At 70.7% G+C, this 22,141-nt stretch carries 15 protein-coding genes; 10 read left to right on the top strand and 5 right to left on the bottom strand.

Features of this window, described 5'->3' with window-relative positions; translation table 11 throughout:
- Window positions 1-174: 174 nt before the first annotated feature.
- The 5 genes from ACFXHE_RS23805 to ACFXHE_RS23785 form a co-directional block, all read right to left on the bottom strand.
- On the bottom strand, window positions 175-585 hold the full coding sequence (locus ACFXHE_RS23805; protein ID WP_379386313.1) for a hypothetical protein: 411 nt from the start codon (window positions 583-585) through the stop codon (window positions 175-177).
- 88 nt (window positions 586-673) lie between these two features.
- Complete coding sequence (locus ACFXHE_RS23800) at window positions 674-2,350, bottom strand: VWA domain-containing protein (protein ID WP_379386311.1); 1,677 nt, start codon at window positions 2,348-2,350, stop codon at window positions 674-676.
- A gap of 130 nt (window positions 2,351-2,480) precedes the next feature.
- Window positions 2,481-2,747, bottom strand: a complete 267-nt coding sequence (locus tag ACFXHE_RS23795; protein ID WP_354831710.1) for a WhiB family transcriptional regulator — start codon at window positions 2,745-2,747, stop codon at window positions 2,481-2,483.
- Window positions 2,748-2,824: 77 nt separating this feature from the next.
- The gene (locus tag ACFXHE_RS23790; RefSeq protein ID WP_364617813.1) at window positions 2,825-3,370 is read right to left on the bottom strand and encodes an HNH endonuclease; all 546 of its coding nucleotides are present in this window, start codon (window positions 3,368-3,370) and stop codon (window positions 2,825-2,827) included.
- A 53-nt stretch (window positions 3,371-3,423) separates the two neighbouring features.
- On the bottom strand, window positions 3,424-3,549 hold the full coding sequence (locus ACFXHE_RS23785) for a hypothetical protein (RefSeq protein ID WP_379386308.1): 126 nt from the start codon (window positions 3,547-3,549) through the stop codon (window positions 3,424-3,426).
- A 276-nt stretch (window positions 3,550-3,825) separates the two neighbouring features.
- Here ACFXHE_RS23785 and ACFXHE_RS23780 point away from each other — a divergent pair, with 276 nt between their 5' ends.
- From ACFXHE_RS23780 to ACFXHE_RS23735, 10 genes are all read left to right on the top strand, one after another.
- The gene (locus tag ACFXHE_RS23780; protein ID WP_379386306.1) at window positions 3,826-4,770 is read left to right on the top strand and encodes a LysR family transcriptional regulator; all 945 of its coding nucleotides are present in this window, start codon (window positions 3,826-3,828) and stop codon (window positions 4,768-4,770) included.
- Window positions 4,771-4,844: 74 nt separating this feature from the next.
- Window positions 4,845-6,578 carry an AMP-dependent synthetase/ligase gene (locus ACFXHE_RS23775; RefSeq protein ID WP_379386304.1) on the top strand — a complete coding sequence of 578 codons (1,734 nt, stop codon included), beginning with the start codon at window positions 4,845-4,847 and terminating at the stop codon, window positions 6,576-6,578.
- A gap of 7 nt (window positions 6,579-6,585) precedes the next feature.
- On the top strand, window positions 6,586-7,836 hold the full coding sequence (locus ACFXHE_RS23770) for an NAD(P)/FAD-dependent oxidoreductase (protein ID WP_379386302.1): 1,251 nt from the start codon (window positions 6,586-6,588) through the stop codon (window positions 7,834-7,836).
- Window positions 7,833-8,432, top strand: a complete 600-nt coding sequence (locus tag ACFXHE_RS23765; protein ID WP_379386300.1) for an SGNH/GDSL hydrolase family protein — start codon at window positions 7,833-7,835, stop codon at window positions 8,430-8,432. Before ACFXHE_RS23770 ends, ACFXHE_RS23765 begins: the two co-directional genes overlap by 4 nt.
- Before the next feature lie 40 nt (window positions 8,433-8,472).
- Window positions 8,473-14,871 carry a beta-ketoacyl synthase N-terminal-like domain-containing protein gene (locus tag ACFXHE_RS23760; RefSeq protein WP_379386298.1) on the top strand — a complete coding sequence of 2,133 codons (6,399 nt, stop codon included), beginning with the start codon at window positions 8,473-8,475 and terminating at the stop codon, window positions 14,869-14,871.
- Window positions 14,868-16,910, top strand: coding sequence for a beta-ketoacyl synthase (locus ACFXHE_RS23755; RefSeq protein WP_379386296.1), 2,043 nt, complete (start codon window positions 14,868-14,870; stop codon window positions 16,908-16,910). The genes ACFXHE_RS23760 and ACFXHE_RS23755 overlap by 4 nt, the downstream gene beginning before the upstream one ends.
- Complete coding sequence (locus tag ACFXHE_RS23750) at window positions 16,907-18,472, top strand: PfaD family polyunsaturated fatty acid/polyketide biosynthesis protein (protein WP_379386294.1); 1,566 nt, start codon at window positions 16,907-16,909, stop codon at window positions 18,470-18,472. Before ACFXHE_RS23755 ends, ACFXHE_RS23750 begins: the two co-directional genes overlap by 4 nt.
- Window positions 18,469-20,157 (top strand): acetyl-CoA carboxylase carboxyl transferase subunit alpha, encoded by a 1,689-nt coding sequence (accA, locus tag ACFXHE_RS23745; protein WP_379386292.1) that lies wholly within the window; start codon window positions 18,469-18,471, stop codon window positions 20,155-20,157. The genes ACFXHE_RS23750 and accA overlap by 4 nt, the downstream gene beginning before the upstream one ends.
- Window positions 20,154-20,729, top strand: a complete 576-nt coding sequence (locus tag ACFXHE_RS23740) for an acetyl-CoA carboxylase biotin carboxyl carrier protein (RefSeq protein ID WP_379386290.1) — start codon at window positions 20,154-20,156, stop codon at window positions 20,727-20,729. The genes accA and ACFXHE_RS23740 overlap by 4 nt, the downstream gene beginning before the upstream one ends.
- Window positions 20,726-22,114: an acetyl/propionyl/methylcrotonyl-CoA carboxylase subunit alpha gene (locus ACFXHE_RS23735; RefSeq protein WP_379386288.1), complete on the top strand. Its 1,389-nt coding sequence runs from the start codon at window positions 20,726-20,728 to the stop codon at window positions 22,112-22,114. Before ACFXHE_RS23740 ends, ACFXHE_RS23735 begins: the two co-directional genes overlap by 4 nt.
- Window positions 22,115-22,141 lie beyond the last annotated feature (27 nt).

Here is a 22,141-nt window from a genome sequence, read left to right as displayed (position 1 = left end):
GCCTCCTTTGTTGTGTTCGGCCCGGCCGCCTGGCTCGGCTGGCCGGTGTTGCGGGCTCGTCCCGTACCTTCCTTCCCGCTCCCCATCGGTTCCGGAACCGATGGGGCGCTTCACCGTTGTGCCGCAGGCACTATCGGCGCGGTGGTGCCGTGGGCACGGTCACCGCGCCGGGGCTCAGACGGTGACGGGCTTGTAGGAGGAGATGGCCCAGATCACCACGACGTCGAGCGCGATGATGAGCAGCGACCAGGCCGGGTAGTAGGGAATCCAGAGGAAGTTCTCCACGATGGACAGGGCCGCCAGGACCAGGGCGGCGACCCGGCCCCAGGTGGTGCCCCGGAGCAGGCCGATCGCCACGACGATCTCGATGATGCCGAGGACGATGTGGATCCAGCCCCATCCGGTGGTGTTCATCTTGTAGACGTAGTCGTAGCCGACGACCAGCAGGTCGTCCGACGCCACCGCGGAAATGCCCTGCAGGATCGACAGCGCGCCGACGACGAGCAGCAGGATGCCCGCCGCGATCGTCGTTCCGGCGGCGAAGCCCTGTTTCAGTGTGGGTTCGGGACCAGTGCTTTGTGCCATTCGCCGAATATGCCACGGGTTTGCTGGCGAATGCGGAAAGCGCTGCCGCCGTGTTGCCGTGCCCTTGCCGCCCTGGAATTCGGGCCGGTCAGGGGGTGGTCAGCGCCTGCGAGACCGCGGTGCCGAACGGCAGGTCCGCGGTGGTGTTCACCTTGGTGTAGGTGCCGCCGGTGCGCTGGGTGAGGGTCTGCAGGGTCTGGGTGCCGGGGCCGCCGACCACGATGACGTCGATCCGCACCGGATGCGCCGGATCCGTCGCGGCGGCGATGTCGGCGAGCAGCTGATCGCCGGTGACCGTGGAATCGTCCTCGGGGCCGTCGGTGATCAGCAGGATCGAATTGGTGCGGGCCGCGGCGTAGTTGGCGAGCACGTTCTTGTAGGCGGCCTGCAGCGTGGGATAGGTGCGGTCCGGCTTGGAGGTGCTCGCGGTGACCGTGGTCAGGGCCTGGCTGATGGCGGTGCGCTGATCGTCCGACAGCGGCGCGGTCGGGGTCAGGATCTTGTAGGGGTTGTTCCCGTCGAGGTTCTTCGAGTACTCCCACACGCCCAGGCCGAAGCCCGGCGGCATGACGCCCATCGTGGACTCCAGTGCCGCGGCCGCATTGGCGAGGCGGGTGCCGAAGCCCTCGGTGGTGGACATGGAGGAGGAGACGTCGAGCAGCACGGTGGCCTGCACGCCGAGCACCGGATGGGCGAGGATCTGGCCCACCTTGTCCAGGACCGCCTTCGCCGGGACCGGGGTGGTGGCCGGGGGTGCGGCGCCGAAACCGTTGTCGGTGAACAGCTTCGACTGATCGGGGGCGCGCAGGAAGTCGGCGAACACGCCCGCGATCAGATTCTGGGTCTGGTCCACCCAGGAGCCGGTGAGCTGAGCGGCCGGGTAGTCGGCGACCGGGCCCGCGCCGTCGGGGCGGAAGGCGGTCAGCCCGCTGCGGGCCCGAATCTGCTGCTCGGTGGCGGCCACCGCGTGCACGGAAGCGGTGGCCGGGTCGGCGGCCCCCGACAGGTCGGTCAGCGCGCCGGTCACGTCCGTGGCGGCGGGTGCGCCCGCTGCCAGGCCGGAGATGGCCGAGACCACCTGACCGGTGGCGACGGACTTCTCGTCGAGGGGATCGGTGCCGGAGACACCCGAGCCGACCGCGGCCGCGACGGCCAGCGAGCCGTCCCCGGCGGGTATGGCCAGGCGCAGCTTGCCCCAGGTGGGCAGCCCGAGATCGGCGAGCGAACCCTCTTGCAGCCGGGGCAGGTCCGACCAGTGCACCTTGGCGGTCTCGAGTGCGCGGCGCAGGTCGTCGGGGACGGCCAGGGAGATGGGGCTGACCGCGATGGGGGCCGGGGTGCCCGCGATCAGGCCCGGCACGCGCATCTGCTCGACCGAGCGGGAGGACTCCGGAATCCAGAGCGCGGGCTGCGGGCCCAGCGCCGGATCCCACGCCTTGCCGGAGGTGAAGGCCGCGACCATGGCGGCCGAGGGCTGTGCGGCCACGGCCACCTCGGCGCAGTGGTCGCGTACGTGCGGTTTGGTGGCGTTGAAGCGGTCGGCCGCGGCCTTGACCGGGGTGAGGATGTCAGGATCGACGGTCACGTTCAGGGTGGCGGTGCCCTCCACGCAGGAGGCGGCGGCGCGGCTGTCACGCTCCTTGGACCGATTCGACAGCCAGGCCCAGCCGACGACGGCCAGCGCTAGCACCATCACCGCGACGACTGCGATAACCGGTCCCTTGCTGATACCTCGTGACCCGCCCGCGGCGCGATGAGTTCCCACGAGCGACCATCCTATGTTGACGGGTTGGTAGCCACCTGTGCCAGGCGGTTACGCGAAACCCGACCGGCCTGGACCCGGCGGGGCAGCGACGACAACGGCGGTGACTCCGAGGGGAGTCACCGCCGAGGTGTCAGTCGCGAATCAGCTTGCCGCGGTCGTACTCGTGACCGCCCCAGACGCCGGACTGGCCGGTGCGGGCCGCGAAGTCACCGCATTCGCGGCGGATCGGGCAGGCCGCGCAGATGGTGCGGGCGTAGTCGAAGTCCTGCGAGGGGTACGGGAACCACGCCTCGTGGTTCGGGTCACCCTTGCAGGCCGCGCGCTGCCAGTAGTCCTTCGAGTCGGAGATGGGGAGCAGATCCGCCAGGGTCGGCTCCCGAAGTGCAGTGTTCGTCATCGGATCTCGCTCCTCTCATGTCCGATCACGCGGTGCGGGTGTTCTTCGTTCATCGAGATCGGTCCCGGTCCCGGGATTCAGGACGCCGCCAGTTCCTTCCAGACCTGACGCTGGGCCCGTTCTCTGTCATTGGGGGCCTTGGGCTCCCACAGCAGGCGCATGCCGGCCTCCTCGGGAGTCCGGTCCGCCTTGTACGTATTGCAGGGACCGCACGCGGCGATGAGGTTGGCCCAGGTATTGGGCCCACCCTTCGAGCGCGGGCGGATGTGGTCGACGGTGCGGGCCCAGTCGTTGCAGTACCCGCAGCGGTAGCGGTCGCGGCGCAGGACCGCGGCCAGGGTGGCGCGGCTGTCGTCGTCGTGCACGAGGATCCGGTGCTCGAGGTAGATGTAGCGGTGCAGCCGGATGGTCTCCGGCAGCGCCAGCTCCAGGTGCTTCGAGCGGATCGGGAAGTGCGGCCGCCGATCGGTGACGGTCTCGGCGGCGCCGCCGAGCAGCAGCACCACCGCGCGCTCGGCGCGGATCGTGGTCAGCGCCTCGTAGGAGGCGTTGAGCAGCAGCACTCCGGCGTGTATCCAGTTGTCGGTGGTTATCTCCGGGTCGTCGGCGTGACGGAACAGCATGGGGGTCACCATGTTTCGTGAAAGGGATCGAACAGAAGGAGGGAGTTGCCCGCTTACGCGTGGGCCTGGAGACGGCCGATGTTCCGGTCGTCGCCGCGCAGGCTGCGCTCGGCATGGCGCACGAGTAGGGCGCGCTGTTCGGGCGAACTCGGATACTGTTCGCTGAACCTCGGATTCATTGCCGTCTCCTCCTTTCCTACTGGTCACGACCGTGACGGTCGGCTGATCATCGGTGAAAAACATGGTGGCACAACGGACCTGCCGTTGTCGTCGTGATTTTCCGCGACCCCCTGTGAGGATGACAACGACCGAGGTCGCGTGATTGTTCCAGGGAGAGCAGAATCACATCACGGATTCACTGGCAGGTAACCGTACCGGCGGCGGTTGTGCGGGTGCGATTCATCACCGGTTACCTGTCGGGTCTACCGTGGCGAGTGCTCGGGAGGAGCCGCGTCATGGAATTCCGACATCTGGTTTCGTTCATCACGATTGCCGAAGAGTTGCACTTCGGCCGCGCAGCGCAGCGCCTTCATCTCACCCAGCCAAGTTTGAGCGCTCAGCTCCAGAAATTGGAGAAGTCGCTCGGAGTCCAATTGGTCGCCCGTAATTCGCACGAGGTCCGGCTGACCGCTGCCGGGCGCGAGTTCGAGGTGCAGGCCCGTCAGATCGTCGCCCAGATGGACCGGGCCGCGCGGGCGGCCAAGGCCACCGCCGAGGGCCGTGCGGGCACGCTCAATATCGGATACAACCTGCCGGCCAGCCGACATGTGCTGCCGGAGACCCTGCTGCGCATGACCGAACGCCGCCCCGACATCGTGGTCTCGCTGTGGGAGAAGCGCACGGGACCGCAGCTGGCCGCGCTGTCGGACGGATCCCTCGACATCGCCCTGGTGTACGGCCACCCCAGCACGGTGGAGTTCCGCTACCGGCGGCTGTTGCATCGGGTACCGCTGGTCGCTGTGGTGGGCCGGCGGCACCGCTGGGCCGACCGGCCGGGGGTGCCGTTCTCGGAACTGCAGGGACAGGACTGTGTGCTGTTCACCCGCGAGCAGTGTCCGGCCATGTACGACACCATCTTCCGGTGCGCCGCCCAGAGCCGGATCTCGCTCAATGTGGCCCACCACGCCGACGATCCGGGCGCGACCGCGCACATGGTGTCGGTGCGGCCGCTGGTCGGGTTCGCCTCGCTGCCGCGCGCGATTTCCATGGGAATGGGTGCGCCGGGCAGCAATTCGGTGGCGGTCAAATTATTGGATCCCGTGCCCACTCTGGATTTGTATGCGGTGTGGCGGGCCGAGGAAACGAACCCGGCGGTGGAGGCATTTCTCGATTGCGTCGAATCCGCGGAACCGGCACCACTCGATGATCCTCGCCCGGTTTCCGTGGCGGCGATTCGATAGGCAATGACTTTCGCGCGGTAGGAAAGCCGGTCGGGCGGAGACGAGAATGATTGCCGCCCACCAGAATTCGTTTCGTGAACACTGCGCCTGTCACGAAGACCACGCCTGTCACGACTGCCGGATCCGGTACCCCTGCGACGCCGGTCGCCGCCCGATCCGATACCGGGAACGGTATCGGATCGGCCGTTACGGCCGGGCTGTACGAGATGGTCGCCACGGCGGCGGCCCGGTATCCCGATCGGGAGACCCTCGCCGACGGTGAGGGCACGCCCCTGACCTGTGCCGAACTGGATCGGCAGGTGCGCGCGGTGGCCTCCGCGCTGCTGGACCGGCGGGTGGCCGCCGGGGACCGGGTGGCGGTGCTGGGCCGTACCGGCCTGGCCTGGGCATTGCTGGATTGCGCGGTGCTGGCGATCGGCGCGGTGGTGGTGCCGGTGTATCCGACCTCCTCGCCCGCCCAGATCGAGCACATCCTGACCGACAGCGGCAGTGCGTATTCCGCGGCGGAGACCGCGGACGACGCGGAGCGGCTACGCGCCGCGGGCGCCGGCGAGGTCTGGACCTTCGAGGACGTCTCAACCTGGGCGCGGGGGCCGGTGCGGGCCGACCTGGACGAGTACGTCGCGCCGGTGCGGGCCGACGACCTCGCCATGATCGTCTACACCAGCGGCACCACCGGAGTGTCCAAGGGCTGCATGATCACCCACCGCAACATGTACGTGTCGTCGGCCAATACGGTCCGCCAGACCGGTGAGCTCTTCGACGGCGTCACCGCGCTGGCGCTGCCGCTGTCGCACGTGTTCGGGCAGACCATGCTGTTCGCCTGCCTGTTCGGCGGCGCCAGAACCCATCTGCTGCCGGGCATTCCGGAGCTGGTGCCGGCGTTGGCGCGGCTGCGGCCCACCTTCCTGTCGCTGATTCCCTACGCGCTGGAGAAGATTCGCAAGCACTGCCGCTCGCTGCTGACCCCGGACACCGAGCAGGAAGCCGTGGTCACGGGCCTGCTCCGGTTGCAGAACGGCGACGGGCCCGTGGCCTCGGAGGATCCGGTGGCCGCCGCGCTGGGCGGCAGGTTGCGGTATGTGATCTCTGGCGGTGCGTCCCTGGACGATTCGACCGCCGGGTTCTACGCGGGCTTCGGCACGGTCATCCTGAACTGCTACGGCCTGACCGAGGCGGCCACCGCGGTGACGGTCAGTGCCCCGGAGACCAACCGGCTCGGCACCGTCGGCAAGCCGATTCCCGGGACCTCCGTGGGGATCGCGACCGACGGTGAGGTGCTGGTCAGCGGCCCGCACGTGTCGCCCGGCTACTGGGGCGCCGCCAGTGAGCAGCGCCCGGTGGACGATGAGGGCTGGCTGCACACCGGGGACATCGGCGTCCTCGAGGACGGGTATCTGCGCATCACGGGCCGTAAGAAGGAGATCCTGGTGACCTCCGGCGGCAAGAATGTCGCGCCCGCCCCGCTCGAGGATCGGGTGCGACTGCATCCGCTGGTCAGCAATTGCATGGTGGTGGGGGAGGGTCGGGCCTTCGTCACCGCGCTGGTGACCCTCGACGCCGAGCGCGCGCAGGCGTGGCAACTCGAGCACCCCGACCAGGATCCGGCGACCGCCATTCAGGTCGCCGTGGACGACGCGAATTCCCTCGTGTCCCGCCCGGAATCAATTCGCGAGTTCCGGATTGTGGCAGGCGATTTCACCGTTGCCAACGGATTGTTGACCTCGTCACTTAAATTGCGTCGCGCGGCCATCGCGGAAACCTGTTCGGCCGATATCGATCTCCTCTACTCGACGAAGCGAAAGTGAATTGAGCATGTACGACGTCATCGTTGTCGGTACCCGGGTGTCGGGTTCCCCGCTGGCCATGTTGTTGGCGCGCAAGGGTTATCGGGTGCTGGCGGTGGACCGCGCGCAGTTCCCGAGCGACACCCCGTCCACGCACTACATCCACCAGGCCGGCCTGAGCCTGCTCGGGACCTGGGGTCTGCTCGACCGCGTGGTGGCCACCGGCTGCCCGCCGGTGCGGCATCTGAACTTCACCTACACCGATATCGACATCCGCGGCATGGCCGATCCGTCGGCCGACGGTATCGATGCCGTGTACTGCCCGCGCCGCACCGTGCTGGACAAGATCCTGGTCGACGCCGCCGGTGAGGCGGGCGCCGAGCTGATCGAGGGCTTCACCGTGACCGGCCTGCTGCGCGACGGCGACCGGGTCGCCGGTATCCGCGGCCGCGTCGGCGACGGTCCGGAGCAGGAGTTCCGGGCGCGCTTCGTGGTCGGCGCGGACGGCGCCAACTCGATCGTGGCCAAGGAGGTGGGTGCGCAGGTCTACGAGGGTTCCGCGGCCGCCTGCTTCGTCTACTACTCCTACTACGAGGGCCTGGACTGGGGCATGAACCACCGCACCGGTTTCGGCGAGCAGCAGTTCGCGGCCTGGCCGACCAACGACGACCTGTACCTGGTTGCGGTCATGCGCAAGCGGGATCGATTCCGCGAGTTCCGCGCCGACCCCGATGCCGGCGTGCAGGAGATCGTGGACCAGATCGACCCGGAACTCGGTGCGCGCCTTCGGGATACGGGCAAGCGCGCGGAGCCGTTCCGCCCGATGCTGTACCCCGACAACTACCGCCGTCAGTCCTACGGCCCGGGCTGGGCGCTGGTCGGCGACGCCGGCTACCACAAGGACCCGTTCACCGGCTGGGGCATCACCGACTCCTTCAAGTATGCCCAGCTGCTGGCCGACCTGGCCGATGAGAGCCTTTCGGGCGGACGGCCTTTCGAGGAGACCCTGCCCGAGTACCAGCGCGAGCGCGACGCCCAGAGCGCCAGCACCTACGAGCTGACCCTGAGCATCTCCGAACTGACCCTGACCCCGTACTACGACTCGGTGTTCCGGGCGACCAGCATGAGCCCGGACTACATCAAGAAGTTCTTCGGCCTGATCGCCGGGCTGTACCCGCCGGAGAAGTTCTTCGGTGAGCAGGAACTGGCCGAGCTGTACGAGCTGGTCGGCTTCCCGGAGGCGGCGCGCCACGTCTCCAAGACCGAGGCGTCGCTATGAGGACCCCGGGTCTGATCGCCCTGGGCGACAGCTTCACCGAAGGTCGCGGCGACCCGGCCGCGGCCGGCGGTTACCGCGGCTGGGTGGTGCGGCTGGGCGGCCAGCTCGGGTTGCGTCCCGGGGCGATCCGCAATCTGGGCGTGCACGGCGCGACCACCGGCGACGTTCTGCGGCAGCAGCTGCCGCAGGCCGGGCGCGCCGAGCTCTACGGCGTGGTCGCCGGGGTGAACGATTTGGTGAGTGCCTTCGATCCGGAGGCGTTCGAGGACAACCTGAATGCTCTGTTCGGCACGCTGCGTGGCACGGGCGCAACGGTTTTCACCGCCGACTACCCGGATATCCCCGCACGCCTGCCAGTTCCGGAGAACTTCCGGGGCCTGCTGCGCGAGCGGTTCGCCTTCGCCAACGCGGTCATGGCCCGGGTCACGGCCGCCCACCGCGTCCTGCTGCTGGATCTGTCGGCCCGCTCCGAATGGGAGCTGGCCGGCACCTGGACCGAGGACGGGCTGCACCCGAGTCCGTCCGGTCATCGCCTGTTCGCCGCCGCCGCGGCCGAACTCATCGCGTCCACCACCGCCACCATCGTCGCCGCCTGAGCGACACGGCTCACCACACCATGGTTCGAGAGGATTTTCCGTGACGGACGACAGACGCCTGGCGCGCGACCCGATTGCCATCGTCGGCATGTCGGGCCTGCTGCCCAAGGCGCGCAGCCATCGAGAGTACTGGCAGAACATCGTCGACGGTGTCGACTGCACCGAGGAGGTGCCTGCCTCCCGATGGAGCTTGGACGACTACTACGACGCCGATCCGGCGACGCCCGACAAGACCTACTCGCGACGCGGGGCGTTCCTGCCCGATGTCGACTTCGACCCGCTCGAGTTCGGGCTGCCGCCCAACCAGCTCGAGGTGACGAGCACCATGCAGACGCTCAGCCTCGGAGTGGCGCGCGATCTGCTTGCCGACGCGGGCGCGACCGGGTCGTCCTGGTACGACCCGGCGCGCACCGGCGTGGTGCTGGGCACCACCGGCCCGGTTCCGCTCATGCATCCCCTTGCCGCCCGGCTCTCGACGCCGGTGCTGAAGGAGGCCGCGCGTTCGGTGGGCCTGTCCGACGGTGACGCCGACGCCATCGCGGACCGCTTCGTCGCGGCTTTCGCTCCGTGGGAAGAGAATTCGTTTCCGGGCCTGCTCGCCAACGTGGTCGCGGGCCGAGTCGCCAACCGGCTCGGGCTGGGCGGCATGAACTGTACTGTCGACGCGGCCTGCGCGGCCTCGCTCGCGGCTATCCGCACGGCGATCGCGGAACTGCGCGACGGCCGTGCCGATCTGATGATCACCGGTGGCGTGGACACCGAGAACACCATCTTCATCTACATGTGCTTCAGCAAGGTCGGCGCGCTCTCGCACGGCGGGCGGATCAGCCCGTTCGGTGCCGGCGCCGACGGAACGCTGCTGGGCGAGGGCATTTCGATGCTGGCGCTGCGCCGGCTCGAAGACGCCCGTCGTGACGGGAACCGCATCTACGCGGTGATCCGGGGCCTGGGCTCGTCCAGTGACGGCCGGGCCAAGAGCATCTACGCGCCGGTGGCCAAGGGCCAGCGGGTGGCGCTGGACCGCGCCTACGCCGACGCCGACTGCTCGCCGGCCGATGTCGAGCTCATCGAGGCGCATGCCACCGGCACCGCTGTCGGTGATAAGACCGAGCTGACCGCGCTCAAAGGGCTGCTGTCCGAGGCGACTCCGGAGGCCCGGTTCGCAGCGCTGGGCAGTGTGAAGTCCCAGATCGGACACACCAAGGGCGCGGCGGGCACCGCCAGCGTCATGAAGCTGGCGCTGGCGCTGCACCAGAAGGTGCTGCCGGGCACGATCAATGTCGACGCGCCCAATGCCGAGATCGCGTCCAGCACCGCGCCGTTCTACGTGAACTCACGCACCCGCCCGTGGATCCTGGACCCGCAGCGTCCCGTGCGCCGGGCCGCGGCCTCGGCAATGGGCTTCGGCGGCACCAACTTCCACCTGGTGCTCGAGGAGGCCGACAGCGAGCGGACTCCGCTGCTGCATCGCACGCCGCGCGCGCATCTGTGGCACGCGCCGGATGTGGCCGGCCTGATCGACGCGGTGCGCGGCACCGAGGGCACCGACGGTGGCGACATTCCCGAGCAGCACGCGCGCGTCGGCTTCGTCTCCCTCGACGACGACTCGGCCGCGGACCTGCGGGCGCTGGTGGTCGACGAGTTGGTGCGCAATCCCGAAGCGCCGCAGTGGGATCACCCCGAGGGCGTGTACTTCCGCGCCGCCGCGCTGCCCGACCGCAAGGTGGGCGCGCTGTTCGCCGGGCAGGGCAGCCAGTACGTCGACATGGGCGCCGATGCGGCACTGAACAATCCGCCGGTGGGCGCGGCGTTCGATGCGGCCAACGCCGCCTTCGCGCAGGCGCCGGTGCGGCTGGGCGCGGTGGTCTTCCCGCCGCCGGCGTTCGACGACGAGACCCGGGCCGAGCAGGACAATGCCCTGCGCCGCACGGAATTCGCGCAGCCGGCCATTGGCGCACTGTCGGCCGGTCAGTTCCGGGTGCTGAGCGAGTTCGGCTTCCGGGCCGACGGCTACCTGGGGCACAGCTTCGGCGAGCTCACCGCGCTGTGGGCGTCCGGCGCGGTCGGCACCGAGGACTTTTTCACCCTGGCGCGGGCACGCGGCGCGGCCATGACGGTCCCCGAGGGCGTCGAGGCGGGCACCATGGTGGCCGTCGGCGCCGCGCGCGAGGAGATCGAGCAGGTCATCGCCGAGGTCGAGGACGTGTGGATCTGCAACCACAACGCCCCCGATCAGGTGGTGGTCGGCGGCGGCACCGAGGCGGTCGCCGCGGCCACCACGCTGTTCACCGAAAAGGGCTGGATCACCAGGGCGTTGCCGGTCTCCGGCGCCTTCCACACCCCGTACGTGGGGCATGCGGTGGAGGCGTTCGGCGCGGCGGTGGCCGAGGCGGAGATCGGGACGCCCGACGCCACCGTCTACGCCGACACCCGCGGCGTGTCCTACGGTGCGGACCTCGAGACCAACCGGGCCACGCTGACCGCCCAGCTGAGCAATCCTGTCGAGTTCTACGACGCACTCACCGCCATGCGGGCCGACGGCTGCACGGTGTTCGTCGAATTCGGTCCCAAGCAGGTGCTGACCTCATTGGCGCGGCGCACCTTCGGCGACGAGATCATCGCCATCGCTACGGACTCCGGTCCGATCGGTAACGGTGATCTGGCGCTCAAACGGGCCGCGGTGCGCCTGGCCGTGCTCGGCTTCGACCTGCGCGGCATCAACCGCCACGGCGCCGCCGAGCCCGCCGCTCCGGCCGCCAAACCTGCTATGGCGGTGAGCATCTCGGCCCCGGAGTACGTGCCCGAGGCCCGCCGCAAGGCTTACGCCGCCGCGCTGTCGGACAGCTACCAGCTCTCGGTCGCGGCCCGGGCCGCCGCCGCACCGGCTCCCGCTCCCGTCGCCGTGGCGGCCCCCGTGGCTCCGGCCCCGGCCGCCCCGACCGGCAACGGTCATCACGCCAACGGCACCCATGCCCCCAGTACCCTGGAGAACCCCGTGACCGCGGAACCGCAGTACCGCATTCCCACGCCGGGCGCCCTGGACAGCGCGCTCGTGCAGCACCTGCACACCCACCGCCACTACCTGGACGGACAGCTCGAACTGGCCCGCGATCTGGCGGGCGCGTTGCGCCACGGCCAGGTCGACGAACTGCTGGTTCGCGCCATCGAGGCGGTCAAGGACCACGGCGTCGCCATCAGCGAGAGCCATTCCCGCGCCGGTGATGTGGTGGCACAGCTGGCCGAGCTGGAGGGCGGGTCCGGAGTGACCCGCGCCCAGTCGATCCCGGTCTACGTCGAATCGGGCGTCAGCAGCCCCGCGCTGACGCAGGCCGCTCCGGCCGTCCTGGTGGCCCCCGTGCCCGCCCTGGAGGCTCCGATCACGGTGGCCGCTCCGGACGCCCCGGTGCAACCGGAACCGATTGCATCCGTGAGTGTTCCGGTGCCGCAGGCCGCAGCTCCCGTCGAGCAGCCGGCCCCCGCGGCGCTGTCGGCGGACGCCGTGCGGCAGGCGCTGCGTGAAGTGGTCGCCGAAAAGACCGGCTATCCGGTCGAGATGGTCGACACCACCATGGATCTGGAGGCGGATCTGGGGGTGGATTCGATCAAGCGGGTCCAGGTGATCGGCGCTCTGCAGGAACGGTTCCCGGAGCTACCGGTGCTGGGACCGGAACAGCTGGGCACGCTGCGCACCCTGGACCAGGTCGTGGACGAGCTGGTCGCCGGTGAGACGGCCCCGGCCACACCCGCCGCCGTGGCCGCCCCGGTTGCCGAGATCGCCCCGGCCGCCGAGGTCGCGTCGGGCACCGACGGTGTCTCTGCCGACGCGCTGCGTCAGGCGCTGCGCGAGGTGGTCGCCGACAAAACCGGTTACCCGGTCGAGATGGTTGACACCACCATGGATCTGGAGGCGGATCTGGGGGTGGATTCGATCAAGCGGGTCCAGGTGATCGGCGCTCTGCAGGAACGGTTCCCGGAGCTACCGGTGCTGGGACCGGAGCAACTCGGCACGCTGCGCACCCTCGATCAGATCGTGGGCGAGCTGGCCGGGGGTGATGTCCACCCAAAAGTTGAGGCCGCGGCCGAAACGCCGCGGCACGTAGTCGAACTCGTCGGGCTGCCGGCGGTGGATCCGGCCGTGGATCCCTACCGGCCGACCGGGCACGCCGTGCTGGTGTGCCTGGACGAGTCGGCCGAAACCGACTGTGAGGCCATCGAGGAACTGCTGCGGGCCCGCAGCTGGTCGGTGCGCCGGGCGTCCGGTCCCGGCGCGATCACCGGCACCGGTCCGGTCGACGCCTGCGTCGTGGTCGCCGGTGTGGCGACCGAATGGATTCAGGCACAGGCCATCCTGAGCGATGCCATCCTGGTGGCCGGGCAGGTGCTGCCCCGGCTGCGGGCGGCGACCGGCCGGGCCGGGTTCGCGACCATCACCCGGCTCGACGGGCACCTCGGATTCCGTGGTGACGCGGAACCGGTGGCCGCCCTGCTGGGCGGCCTGGGCGGACTGGTGAAAACCCTTGCCGCGGAACAGCCCGCGCTGTTCTGCCGGGCCCTGGATATCGACCCGGCGGTGCTGCCGCACCGGCTGGCCGAGGTCGTGCTCGAGGAACTCTGCGATGCCGCGGTCGACACCACCGAGGTCGGCGTGGATGCCACCGGCGCGCGCCGCACCCCGGTGCCGAGCCGCCACGGTGACGCCCGGACCGTCGAAATCATCCGTGCCGGAACAGATTTCGGTCACTCCCTGCTGACTGAGGCGGACACCCTGGTGGTGACCGGCGGTGCGCGGGGCGTCACTGCGACATGCGTGCTGGAACTAGCCCGCACCAGCGCCTGCCGCTTCGTGTTGCTGGGCCGCACCGAGCTGGACGAGGACCCGGAGTGGGCGGCCGGTGTCGCCGACGCCAACCTCAAGCCGGCCGCGGTGCGTGCGCTGGCGGGAACCGGGGTCACACCGCGCGGCATCGACCGCGCCTGCGGCCGGATCCAGGCGGTGCGCGAAATCCGAGCCACCCTGGCCCAACTCGGCGACCGGGCCACCTACCTGGCGGTCGACGCGACCGACACTCGGGCCCTGAAGGCCGCGCTCGCCCCCTGGCGTGACGCGGATCCGGCGGCCACCGACCGCACCCGGCCCGGCGTCATCACCGGCGTCGTGCACGGTGCGGGCGTGCTGGCGGACTCGCTGATCCCCGACAAGACGGCCGAATCCATCGGCCGGGTGCTCGGACCCAAGCTGGCCGGGCTGGCCGCCGTCCTCGACGCCGCGGGCGACCCGCGCCACCTGGTGCTGTTCACCTCGGTGGCCGGACTGTTCGGCAACACCGGGCAGGCCGACTACGCGGCGGCCAACGAGGCGCTGGGTCGCTTCGCGGTCGCCTGGGGCGCCCAGGATCGGGATCGCCGGGTCACCGCTCTCGACTGGGGCGCCTGGGACGGCGGCATGGTGACTCCCGAACTGCGGGAACACTTCCGGTCCCGTGGCGTGCCGCTGCTGGCCCCGGCCGCCGGCGCCGCCGCGTTCACCGCGCAGTTCTCCGCCGCCCGTCGTCCCGAAGCGGTGCTGCTGATCGGTTCCGCCACCGCTCTGTCGGCGGCGAGCACGGACCCCGCACCGGTGCGGGCCCGCCGCGGGATCTTGGAGCTGGTGACCGATCCGGTGATCGAGGCCCACCGCATCGGTGAGCACATCGTGCTACCCGCCACCTTCGGGCTGGGCGCCATGGTGAACCTCGCCGAACGCACCCGGCCGGGCCGGATCGTGGTGGGGGTGCGCGGCTTCCAGGTGCTCAAGGGCCTGGTGTTCGATCACCCGGTCCCGAGCATCGAGGTGGAACTCGAGCCGGCGGATCCGGTGGACGACCGGATCGCGATGCGGGCCATCGTTTTCGGCGACGGGGCCGCCCGATTCCGGGCCACCCTGCTGCTCGGCGACGAACCCGAAGCCGCTGATAGGCAGCAGGTTCCGGCCGGTCCGGGCAGCGACGCGAGCTACGTCTACCGCGACGGCATCCAGTTCCACGCGCCCGCTCTGCAGGGGCTGCGCACGGTGCGGTCGGCGAGCGACGCGGCCATCGTCCTGGAATGCGCGCTGAGCGCGGATCCGGTGGCGCACGGCAGCTTCGCGAGCCGTCTGCACGATCCGGTCCAGGCCGATCTGCTCCTGCAGTCCCCGCTGGTGCTGGGACACCGGTTGCTCGGCGCGGCCTGCCTGCCGCTGGGCGTCGGCCGGATCGACTACCACCGCCCGCTGCCGGCGGGCGAGCCCTTCCTGGTGGTCGTCGACAACCCCCGGACGAGCCGGATGGAAGCCCTGATCGACTCGACCGCACTGGCCCTCGACGGCACGGTGCTGCAACGGTTCTCGGATGTCGCCGTGCTCACGACACCCGATCTGACGGAGAAGTTCCAGACCTCGGTGAGGGGGTGGACGGCATGACAGTTCTCGACTTCGACGGCATCGCCTTCGATCCGACGGGCACCCGGCCGCGGGCCGCGGCAGCGCCCACTCCGGCGGCGGCGCCCGCCGCGCCGGAGCAGGTGACACCGGTTGCGCCGCAGGCGAGTTCGGCGCTCACCCCGGTGCACGCGCCGCAGTGCGACGCCGGGCCGGTGCATCCGGTCGCGGCGGACGCGATCGCCGCCATCCGGGCCGGCGTCATCGAGGCGCACCGTGCGGCGCTGACCGCGCAGACGGCGCTGCAGCGGGAGGTGTGGCGACGGGCCCGTGCCGCGACCATGGGCGCCGAGGACGCCAGCCACGCTGTGTCGGCGGCAGCCGCGGCGGTTCCGGCCGGTGCGCAGCAGGCTCCGGTCCGGCCGAGCACTCCGGTGTTCCTCGCCCCCGAGGGCGCCTTCAAGCCCCTGGCCCGCACCGCGGTATCGCGGCTGGACCGGGCGGCGCTCGAGCGGCTGGCCGCCGGAGAGCTGAGCGCGGTGTTCGGCCGCACGCATCAGCGCACCGGCGTCGCGGTGACGGCCCGGCTGGCGGCCACCACGCCGCTCACCCTCACCGAGATCGAGTCGATCGAGGTGTACGGCGGCACCGGCAACGGTCGCGTGCTCGCCCACTTCGACGGTGATCCGCGGGCGGCCGCCCTGCAGGCTGCCGAGGTGTTCGCCCTGTACACCGGGATGCCGCTGTGCCTGTCGGGCAGCACTCTCACCGGCGGCGTCGGGGAGACCGAGGCCGGATTCGGCAGCGGCATCGTGGATCTGGTGGTCGACCGGCTCGATCTGGTGCCGCGCCCGTTCCTGCAGGCGACCGCCACCCTCGACGGCGGCGCGGCCCTGGCCGTCACCGTGATGGTGGCCGAGCGGCTCGGCGCCGAGGTCGGCCCGGGCCAGGCGGTGCCACGGGTGCTGCTCAACGAGTTCCACATGGCGCACCTGGCGCGCGGCGACCAGGCCATCGCCATGGGCCCGGAATTCGCCGAGTACACCGGCGTGCGGGCGACCCGCCTGCCCACCGGCGGACTGCTGCTGGTGGATCGGGTGCTGCGCTTCGACGGCGAACGCGGCAACCTCGAATCCGCCTCGTACGACACCGAATACGATTCACCGGCCGACTCCTGGTACTACGGCGACACCGCCAACGACTCCATGCCGCACTTCGTCTACATGGAGACCTCGCTGCAGGCGGCGCTGCTCATGGGCTACTACGCGGGGCCGACGCTGACCCAGCCGGGTACCACCCTGAGCCTGCGCAACCTGGGCGGCACCGCGACAGTGCTGCGGCAGGTCGACCTGCGCGGCAAGACGATTCAGCAATCCTCGCGGCTACTGTCGACCACCATCCTGCCGGGTTCCTCGCTGCAGACCTTCGACTACACCCTCAGCGTCGACGGTGAGCCGTTCTACCGCGGCGAGACCATGTTCGGCTACTTCAGCGATCAGGCGTTGGGCAACCAGACCGGTCTCGACGCCGGAAAGTATGTGCCGAGCTGGCTGTCGGAGCATCCCGGGGCCGCCCCGCGCGTCATCGACGTGGCCGCGCGCTGCGCCGATCCCGCGTCGCCGGCCTGCTCACGACGCAAGCTGGCGCTCATCGACCGGGTCGAAGTGGTCGACGAGGGCGGCAACTACGGTGCGGGCTACCTGCGTTCGCTGCGCACCATCGATCCGCAGGACTGGTTCTTCGCCCGGCACTTCCACCTGGACCCGGTGATCCCGGGTTCGCTTGGCGTCGAGTCGGTGATCCACGCCGTGCAGGAGTGGATGCTCGACGCCGGATTCGCCGATGGCATCGCCGATCCGGTGTTCCGGATTCCCCGCGACATCGCCTTCAGCTGGCGCTACCGCGGCCAGTTCCTGCCCACCGACGGCACCGTCGAGCTCGAGGCGCACATCAAGTCGGTGCACCGCGGGCCGCACGGCGCGACCGTCGTGGTGGACGGCTCGCTGTGGAAGCCGGGCCTGCGCATCTACGAGCTGATCGACCTGGCCATCGAACTCGCCGACCGAAAGGCGCTGTCGTGACCACCCTCCGGAATCCGGCCGCCGACACGGCCGAGGAGATCGCCGCGCTCTTGAGCGACCTGAACCGGCCGTGCTGGATCATCCGGCACGACGGCCGCGTCGCCGCCACCGCCGACGAGGGACTGGCCGCGCGCGGGCAGATCCTCGCCGCAGTGGGGCCGCTACCCCCGGAACGACTGGGCGACAGCGCCTTCCGCGCCGCCCACGGTGTGCGAGCCGCCTACGTTGCCGGGGCCATGGCCAACGGCATCGCCTCGCCCGAACTGGTGATCGCCATGGCCGAGGCGGGCTATCTGGCCAGCTACGGCGCCGCCGGGGTGCCGCCGGCCGGAGTGGATGCCGCACTGGCGGAGCTGTCCACCCGGCTGAAGGGAAAATCCTTCGCCTGCAACCTGATCCACAGCCCGACCGAGCCCGCCCTGGAACGCGCCATCGTCGACGCCTGCCTGCGCTACGACGTGCGGTGCGTGGAGGCCTCGGCGTTCATGGACCTCACCGCCGAGGTGGTGCGCTACCGGGCAGCTGGACTCGCGGTGAACCCGCAGGGCGGCATCGAGATCCGGCACCGGATCATCGCCAAGGTGTCGCGCGTCGAGGTGGCCGAGCTGTTCCTGCGGCCCGCGCCACAGCGACTGGTGACGCAGCTGGTCGAAGCCGGCAGCATCACCGCCGCCCAAGCCGACCTGGTCACCCGGGTGCCGATGGCCGACGATATCACCGCGGAGGCGGATTCCGGCGGTCACACCGACCGCCGCCCGCTGGTGGTGCTGCTGCCCGAGCTCATCGCCGCCCGCGACCGCATCGCAGTCACCGTGCCGGTCGCCGCGACGGTCCGGATCGGCGCGGCCGGCGGCATCGGCACCCCCGACGCCGCCGCGACCGCCTTCGCCATGGGCGCCGCCTACATCGTCACCGGTTCGGTGAATCAGGCCGCGCGCGAGGCGCATCAGTGCGAGGCCACCAAGCGGCTGCTGGCCACCGCGCAGTTCGCGGACTGCGTGATGGCGCCGTCCTCGGACATGTTCGAACTCGGCGTGCAGGTGCAGGTGCTGCGGCGCGGCACCATGTTCGCCACGCGCGCTCAGCGCCTCTACGACCTCTACCGGGCCTACGACGGCGTCGACGCCATCCCCGCCGAGGTCCGCACCGATCTGGAGGTCACCCTGTTCCGCCGTCCGATGCAGATGGTGTGGCAGGACTGCGTGGCCTTCTTCACCGAACGCGATCCGGCACAGCTGGCCTCGGCCGAACGCGATCCGAAGGCGCGGATGGCGTTGATCTTCCGCTGGTACCTCGGCCTGTCCTCGGGCTGGAGCATCCGTGGTGAGGCCGAACGGGTGGCCGACTACCAGATCTGGTGCGGCCCGGCCATGGGCGGGTTCAACACCTGGGCGGCCGGCACCTATCTGGCCGAACCCGGCAACCGGTCGGTGGCCGATATCGCCGGCCAGTTGCTGACCGGCGCGGCCTATCTCACCCGGGTCGCCCAGTTGCGCACCGCCGGCGTGCGGCTCCCCGCCGCCGTCGGTCGGTACGCGCCCCGCCCGATGGAGGAGCGATGACCATACTCGAGACCGGCCGAGCCGCGGGCACAGCGTGGATGCTGTGCCCGGGCTGCGCGGCCATGATCTACGTCAAGCGCTACGAGCGTGCCGACCGGGTGTGCCCAGAGTGCGACAGCCACGGCATGCTGACCGCGCAGCAGCGCGTCGACCTGCTACTTGACCCGGACTCGGCCACCCCGATCGACTACGCCGAGACGGTGCGGGATCCGCTGGGGTTCACCGACTCCCGGCCCTACCCGGAGCGGCTCGACGACGCACGCCGCAAGACCGGTCTGTCCGACGCTGTGCTGTGCGTGCGCGGCACGCTTGGCGGCGTCCGAGTCGTGGTGGCGGCCATGGACTTCCGCTTCCTGGGCGGCAGCCTGGGCAGTGCGGTCGGTGAGGCGGTGACAGCGGCGGCGGAAACCGCTCTGGCCGAACGGCGTCCGCTGATCCTGGTCCCGGCCTCCGGCGGGGCGCGCATGCAGGAGGGCATCGTCGCCCTCATGCAGATGGCCAAGACCAGCCGCGCCCTGCGGCAGCTGGACGACGCGGGCGTGCTGACCGTCTCGGTCATCACCGACCCGACCTATGGCGGCGTGGCGGCCTCCTACGCCACCTCGACCGATGTGATCGTCGCCGAACCCCGTGCGCGCCTGGGCTTTGCGGGGCCGCGCGTCATCGCCCAGACCATCGGCCAGACCCTGCCCGCCGGTTTCCAGACCGCCGAATTCCTCCTCGAGCACGGCATCGTCGACATGATCTGCCACCGCTCGGCGCTGCGCGACCGGCTGATCCGCCTGGTCGGCATGACGGTGCGCCCGGTCGCGGACCGTACCCGCGCTGTCGACACCGACGCGGTGCTGACCGACCTGTCCGCGCTGCCCACCGGCGACCCGTGGGAGCGGGTTCGGGCCGCCCGCCGGCTCGACCGGCCCACCACCCTCGACCATCTGGCCGGCGCGTTCGAGGAATTCCTCGAACTGCACGGCGACCGGATGAGCGCCGACTGCCCAGCCATGGTCACCGGCCTGGCCCGGCTGGACGGGGTGCCGGTCGTGGTCGCGGGCACGCAGAAGGGCCACACCGCACCCGAATTGGCGCAGCGCAACTTCGGCATGCCCACCCCGGCCGGCTACCGCAAGGCCGCACGCGTGCTGCGGCTGGCCGCCAAGCTCGGACTGCCCGTGGTCACCCTGGTGGACACCGCGGGCGCGTATCCGGGGATCACCGCCGAGGAGCAGGGACAGGCGGTCGCCATCGCCGAGAACCTGAAACTGCTCGCCGGACTGGCGGTTCCGGTGGTCGCGGTGATCACCGGTGAGGGCGGCAGCGGGGGAGCCCTGGCCCTGGCCGTCGCCGACCGGGTGCTGGTGTGCGAGAACGCCGTCTACTCGGTGATCAGCCCCGAGGGCTGCGCCTCCATCCTCTGGCAGGACGCCGCGGCCGCGCCGCTCGCGGCCCGGGCACTGAAGGTGGACGCCGCCTCGCTGCTGGAACTCGGTATCGCCGACGCGGTGGTGCCCGAACCTCCGGGCGGCGCGGACCGCGATCCGGCTGCCGCCACCGCCCTGCTGCGCCGCGCAATGCGTGCCGCCGTACGCGAGCTGCGCACCTGGTCCGCCGACGACCTGATCGCCCACCGGCACGCCCGCTTCCGGGCCTTCGGTGTGCCCCGCAACGACCTCGAGGAGAACAGATGACCGACAACGGCATCACCACCCTGTCGTCCGCCGACGCCGACCGCACCTCCGCGCACACCACCGCCGGCGGGCGCGCGGTGAGCGCCGCCGAGGCCGATCACAGCTTGGCCGTGCTGGCCCGGCACGCGTTGACCGTGCGCGCGGGCATCACACCGGCGCCTTCCTCGGTGACCGTGGCCAACGGCCCGGTCGTGCTGCGGGTCAGCTGGGACAGCGGCCAGGCCGAGAGCTCGCCGGTGGCCGCACCGGCCGGCGCGCAGGCCCCCGTCGCGGCCGCCACCACGCCGACGGCCCCCGTCCCCGCACACGGAAACGACTCGGGCGCTGCGACATTCACGCTCACCGCCGAGACCGTCGGCGTCTTCTACCGCGCCCCCGAGCTGGGTGCGGCCCCCTTCGTCACCGAGGGCGATCCGGTGCGCTCCGGCCAACAGGTCGCCATCGTCGAGGCCATGAAGCTGATGATCCCGGTGACCGCGGCCCGCGAGGGAGTGGTGGCCGAATTCCTGGTCGAGGACGGCGATTCCGTGGAGCACGGCCAGCCGCTCATCGTCTTCGAGGTGCTGCGGTGACTCCGGTCGCCGGGGTGACGCGGCCCATTCGCAAACTGCTGGTGGCCAATCGGGGCGAGATCGCGGTACGGATCATTCGCACCTGCGCCGAGCTCGGAATCGCCACCGTTGCCGTGCATTCGGCCGCCGACCGCGACTCGCTCGCGGTGCGGATGGCCGACGAGTCGGTGCAGATCGGTCCCGGCCCGGCCAAACGCAGTTACCTGTACATGCCCGCGATCATCGAGGCTGCCCGCGCCACCGGCGCCGACGCTGTCCACCCGGGCTATGGATTCCTTTCGGAGAACCCCGATTTCGCCGAGGTCTGCGAGGCCGAGGGCCTGGTGTTCGTCGGCGCCCCGGCCGCGGTGATGGCCCGGCTGGGCGACAAGTCCACCGCCCGCGCCCTGATGGCCGACGCGGGCCTGCCGCTGCTGCCCGGCAGCCGCGACCCGGTCGACACCGTCGACGAGGCCCGGGATCTGGCCGGCGACATCGGCTACCCGGTGATCCTCAAGGCGGTGGCCGGTGGTGGCGGCCGCGGCATGCGGGTGGTCCGCGATCCGGGCGACTTCGCGGCCGCCTGGCAGCAGACCCGCGCCAACGCGACCGCCGTCTTCGGCGACGGCCGTCTCTACGTGGAGCGCTACCTCGAACCGGCCCGCCACGTGGAGGCCCAGATCCTGGCCGACACGCACGGCCGGGTGGTGCATCTGGGCCTGCGCGACTGCTCGCTGCAGCGCCGGCACCAGAAGCTGGTGGAGGAGGCGCCTGCCCCCGGACTCTCGGACGAGCTGGCCGAGCGGATCGGTGCGGCGGCCGTGCGCGGCGCGGAGGCAGCCGGGTACGTCGGTGCGGGCACGGTGGAATTCCTGCTCGACGCCGACGGGCGGTTCTACTTCATGGAGGTGAACTGCCGTCTGCAGGTGGAACATCCGGTCACCGAGATGATCACCGGCATCGACCTGGTGGCCGAGCAGTTGCGGATCGCGGCGGGGGAGCGGCTGACCGTCGAGTCCGGCGGCAATCCGCGCGGCGTGGCCCTGGAGTGCCGGGTCAATGCCGAGGATCCGGAGCGGGAATTCGCCCCGGCCCCGGGCACTCTCACCGAGTGCGTGCTGCCGGGCGGCCAGTTCGTCCGGGTCGACAGCCACATCTCGCAGGGCTATTCGATTCCGCCACACTATGATTCGCTGCTGGCCAAGGTCGTGGTGTGGGCCCCCGACCGCGCCGGGGCCATCGACCGCATGCGGCGCGCACTGGCCGAGACCCGGATTCGCGGCGGCGGTGTCGCCACCACGGCGGAATTCCTGCACGATGTGCTCGATCATCCCCGCTTCCGGGCCGCGACCCACGACACGGCATTGATCAATTCGCTCACTGGTCCGGTGGGGGCGCGGGCATGATGGAGGGCGGCCGCCCGCAACGCGAAG

Source organism: Nocardia sp. NPDC059229 (assembly GCF_042754165.1).
Lineage (GTDB): Bacteria > Actinomycetota > Actinomycetes > Mycobacteriales > Mycobacteriaceae > Nocardia.
Note: the sequence above shows the minus strand (reverse complement) of the source record. Positions and strands in the feature narration are given on the sequence as shown.

Coding starts and splice junctions, on each gene's coding strand:
- ACFXHE_RS23770 (WP_379386302.1), top strand. CDS start 6,586: ATGTACGACGTCATCGTTGTCGGTACCCGGGTGTCGGGTTCCCCGCTG.
- ACFXHE_RS23795 (WP_354831710.1), bottom strand. CDS start 2,747: ATGACGAACACTGCACTTCGGGAGCCGACCCTGGCGGATCTGCTCCCC.
- ACFXHE_RS23765 (WP_379386300.1), top strand. CDS start 7,833: ATGAGGACCCCGGGTCTGATCGCCCTGGGCGACAGCTTCACCGAAGGT.
- ACFXHE_RS23805 (WP_379386313.1), bottom strand. CDS start 585: ATGGCACAAAGCACTGGTCCCGAACCCACACTGAAACAGGGCTTCGCC.
- ACFXHE_RS23755 (WP_379386296.1), top strand. CDS start 14,868: ATGACAGTTCTCGACTTCGACGGCATCGCCTTCGATCCGACGGGCACC.
- ACFXHE_RS23785 (WP_379386308.1), bottom strand. CDS start 3,549: ATGAATCCGAGGTTCAGCGAACAGTATCCGAGTTCGCCCGAACAGCGC.
- ACFXHE_RS23780 (WP_379386306.1), top strand. CDS start 3,826: ATGGAATTCCGACATCTGGTTTCGTTCATCACGATTGCCGAAGAGTTG.
- ACFXHE_RS23740 (WP_379386290.1), top strand. CDS start 20,154: ATGACCGACAACGGCATCACCACCCTGTCGTCCGCCGACGCCGACCGC.
- accA (WP_379386292.1), top strand. CDS start 18,469: ATGACCATACTCGAGACCGGCCGAGCCGCGGGCACAGCGTGGATGCTG.
- ACFXHE_RS23790 (WP_364617813.1), bottom strand. CDS start 3,370: ATGCTGTTCCGTCACGCCGACGACCCGGAGATAACCACCGACAACTGG.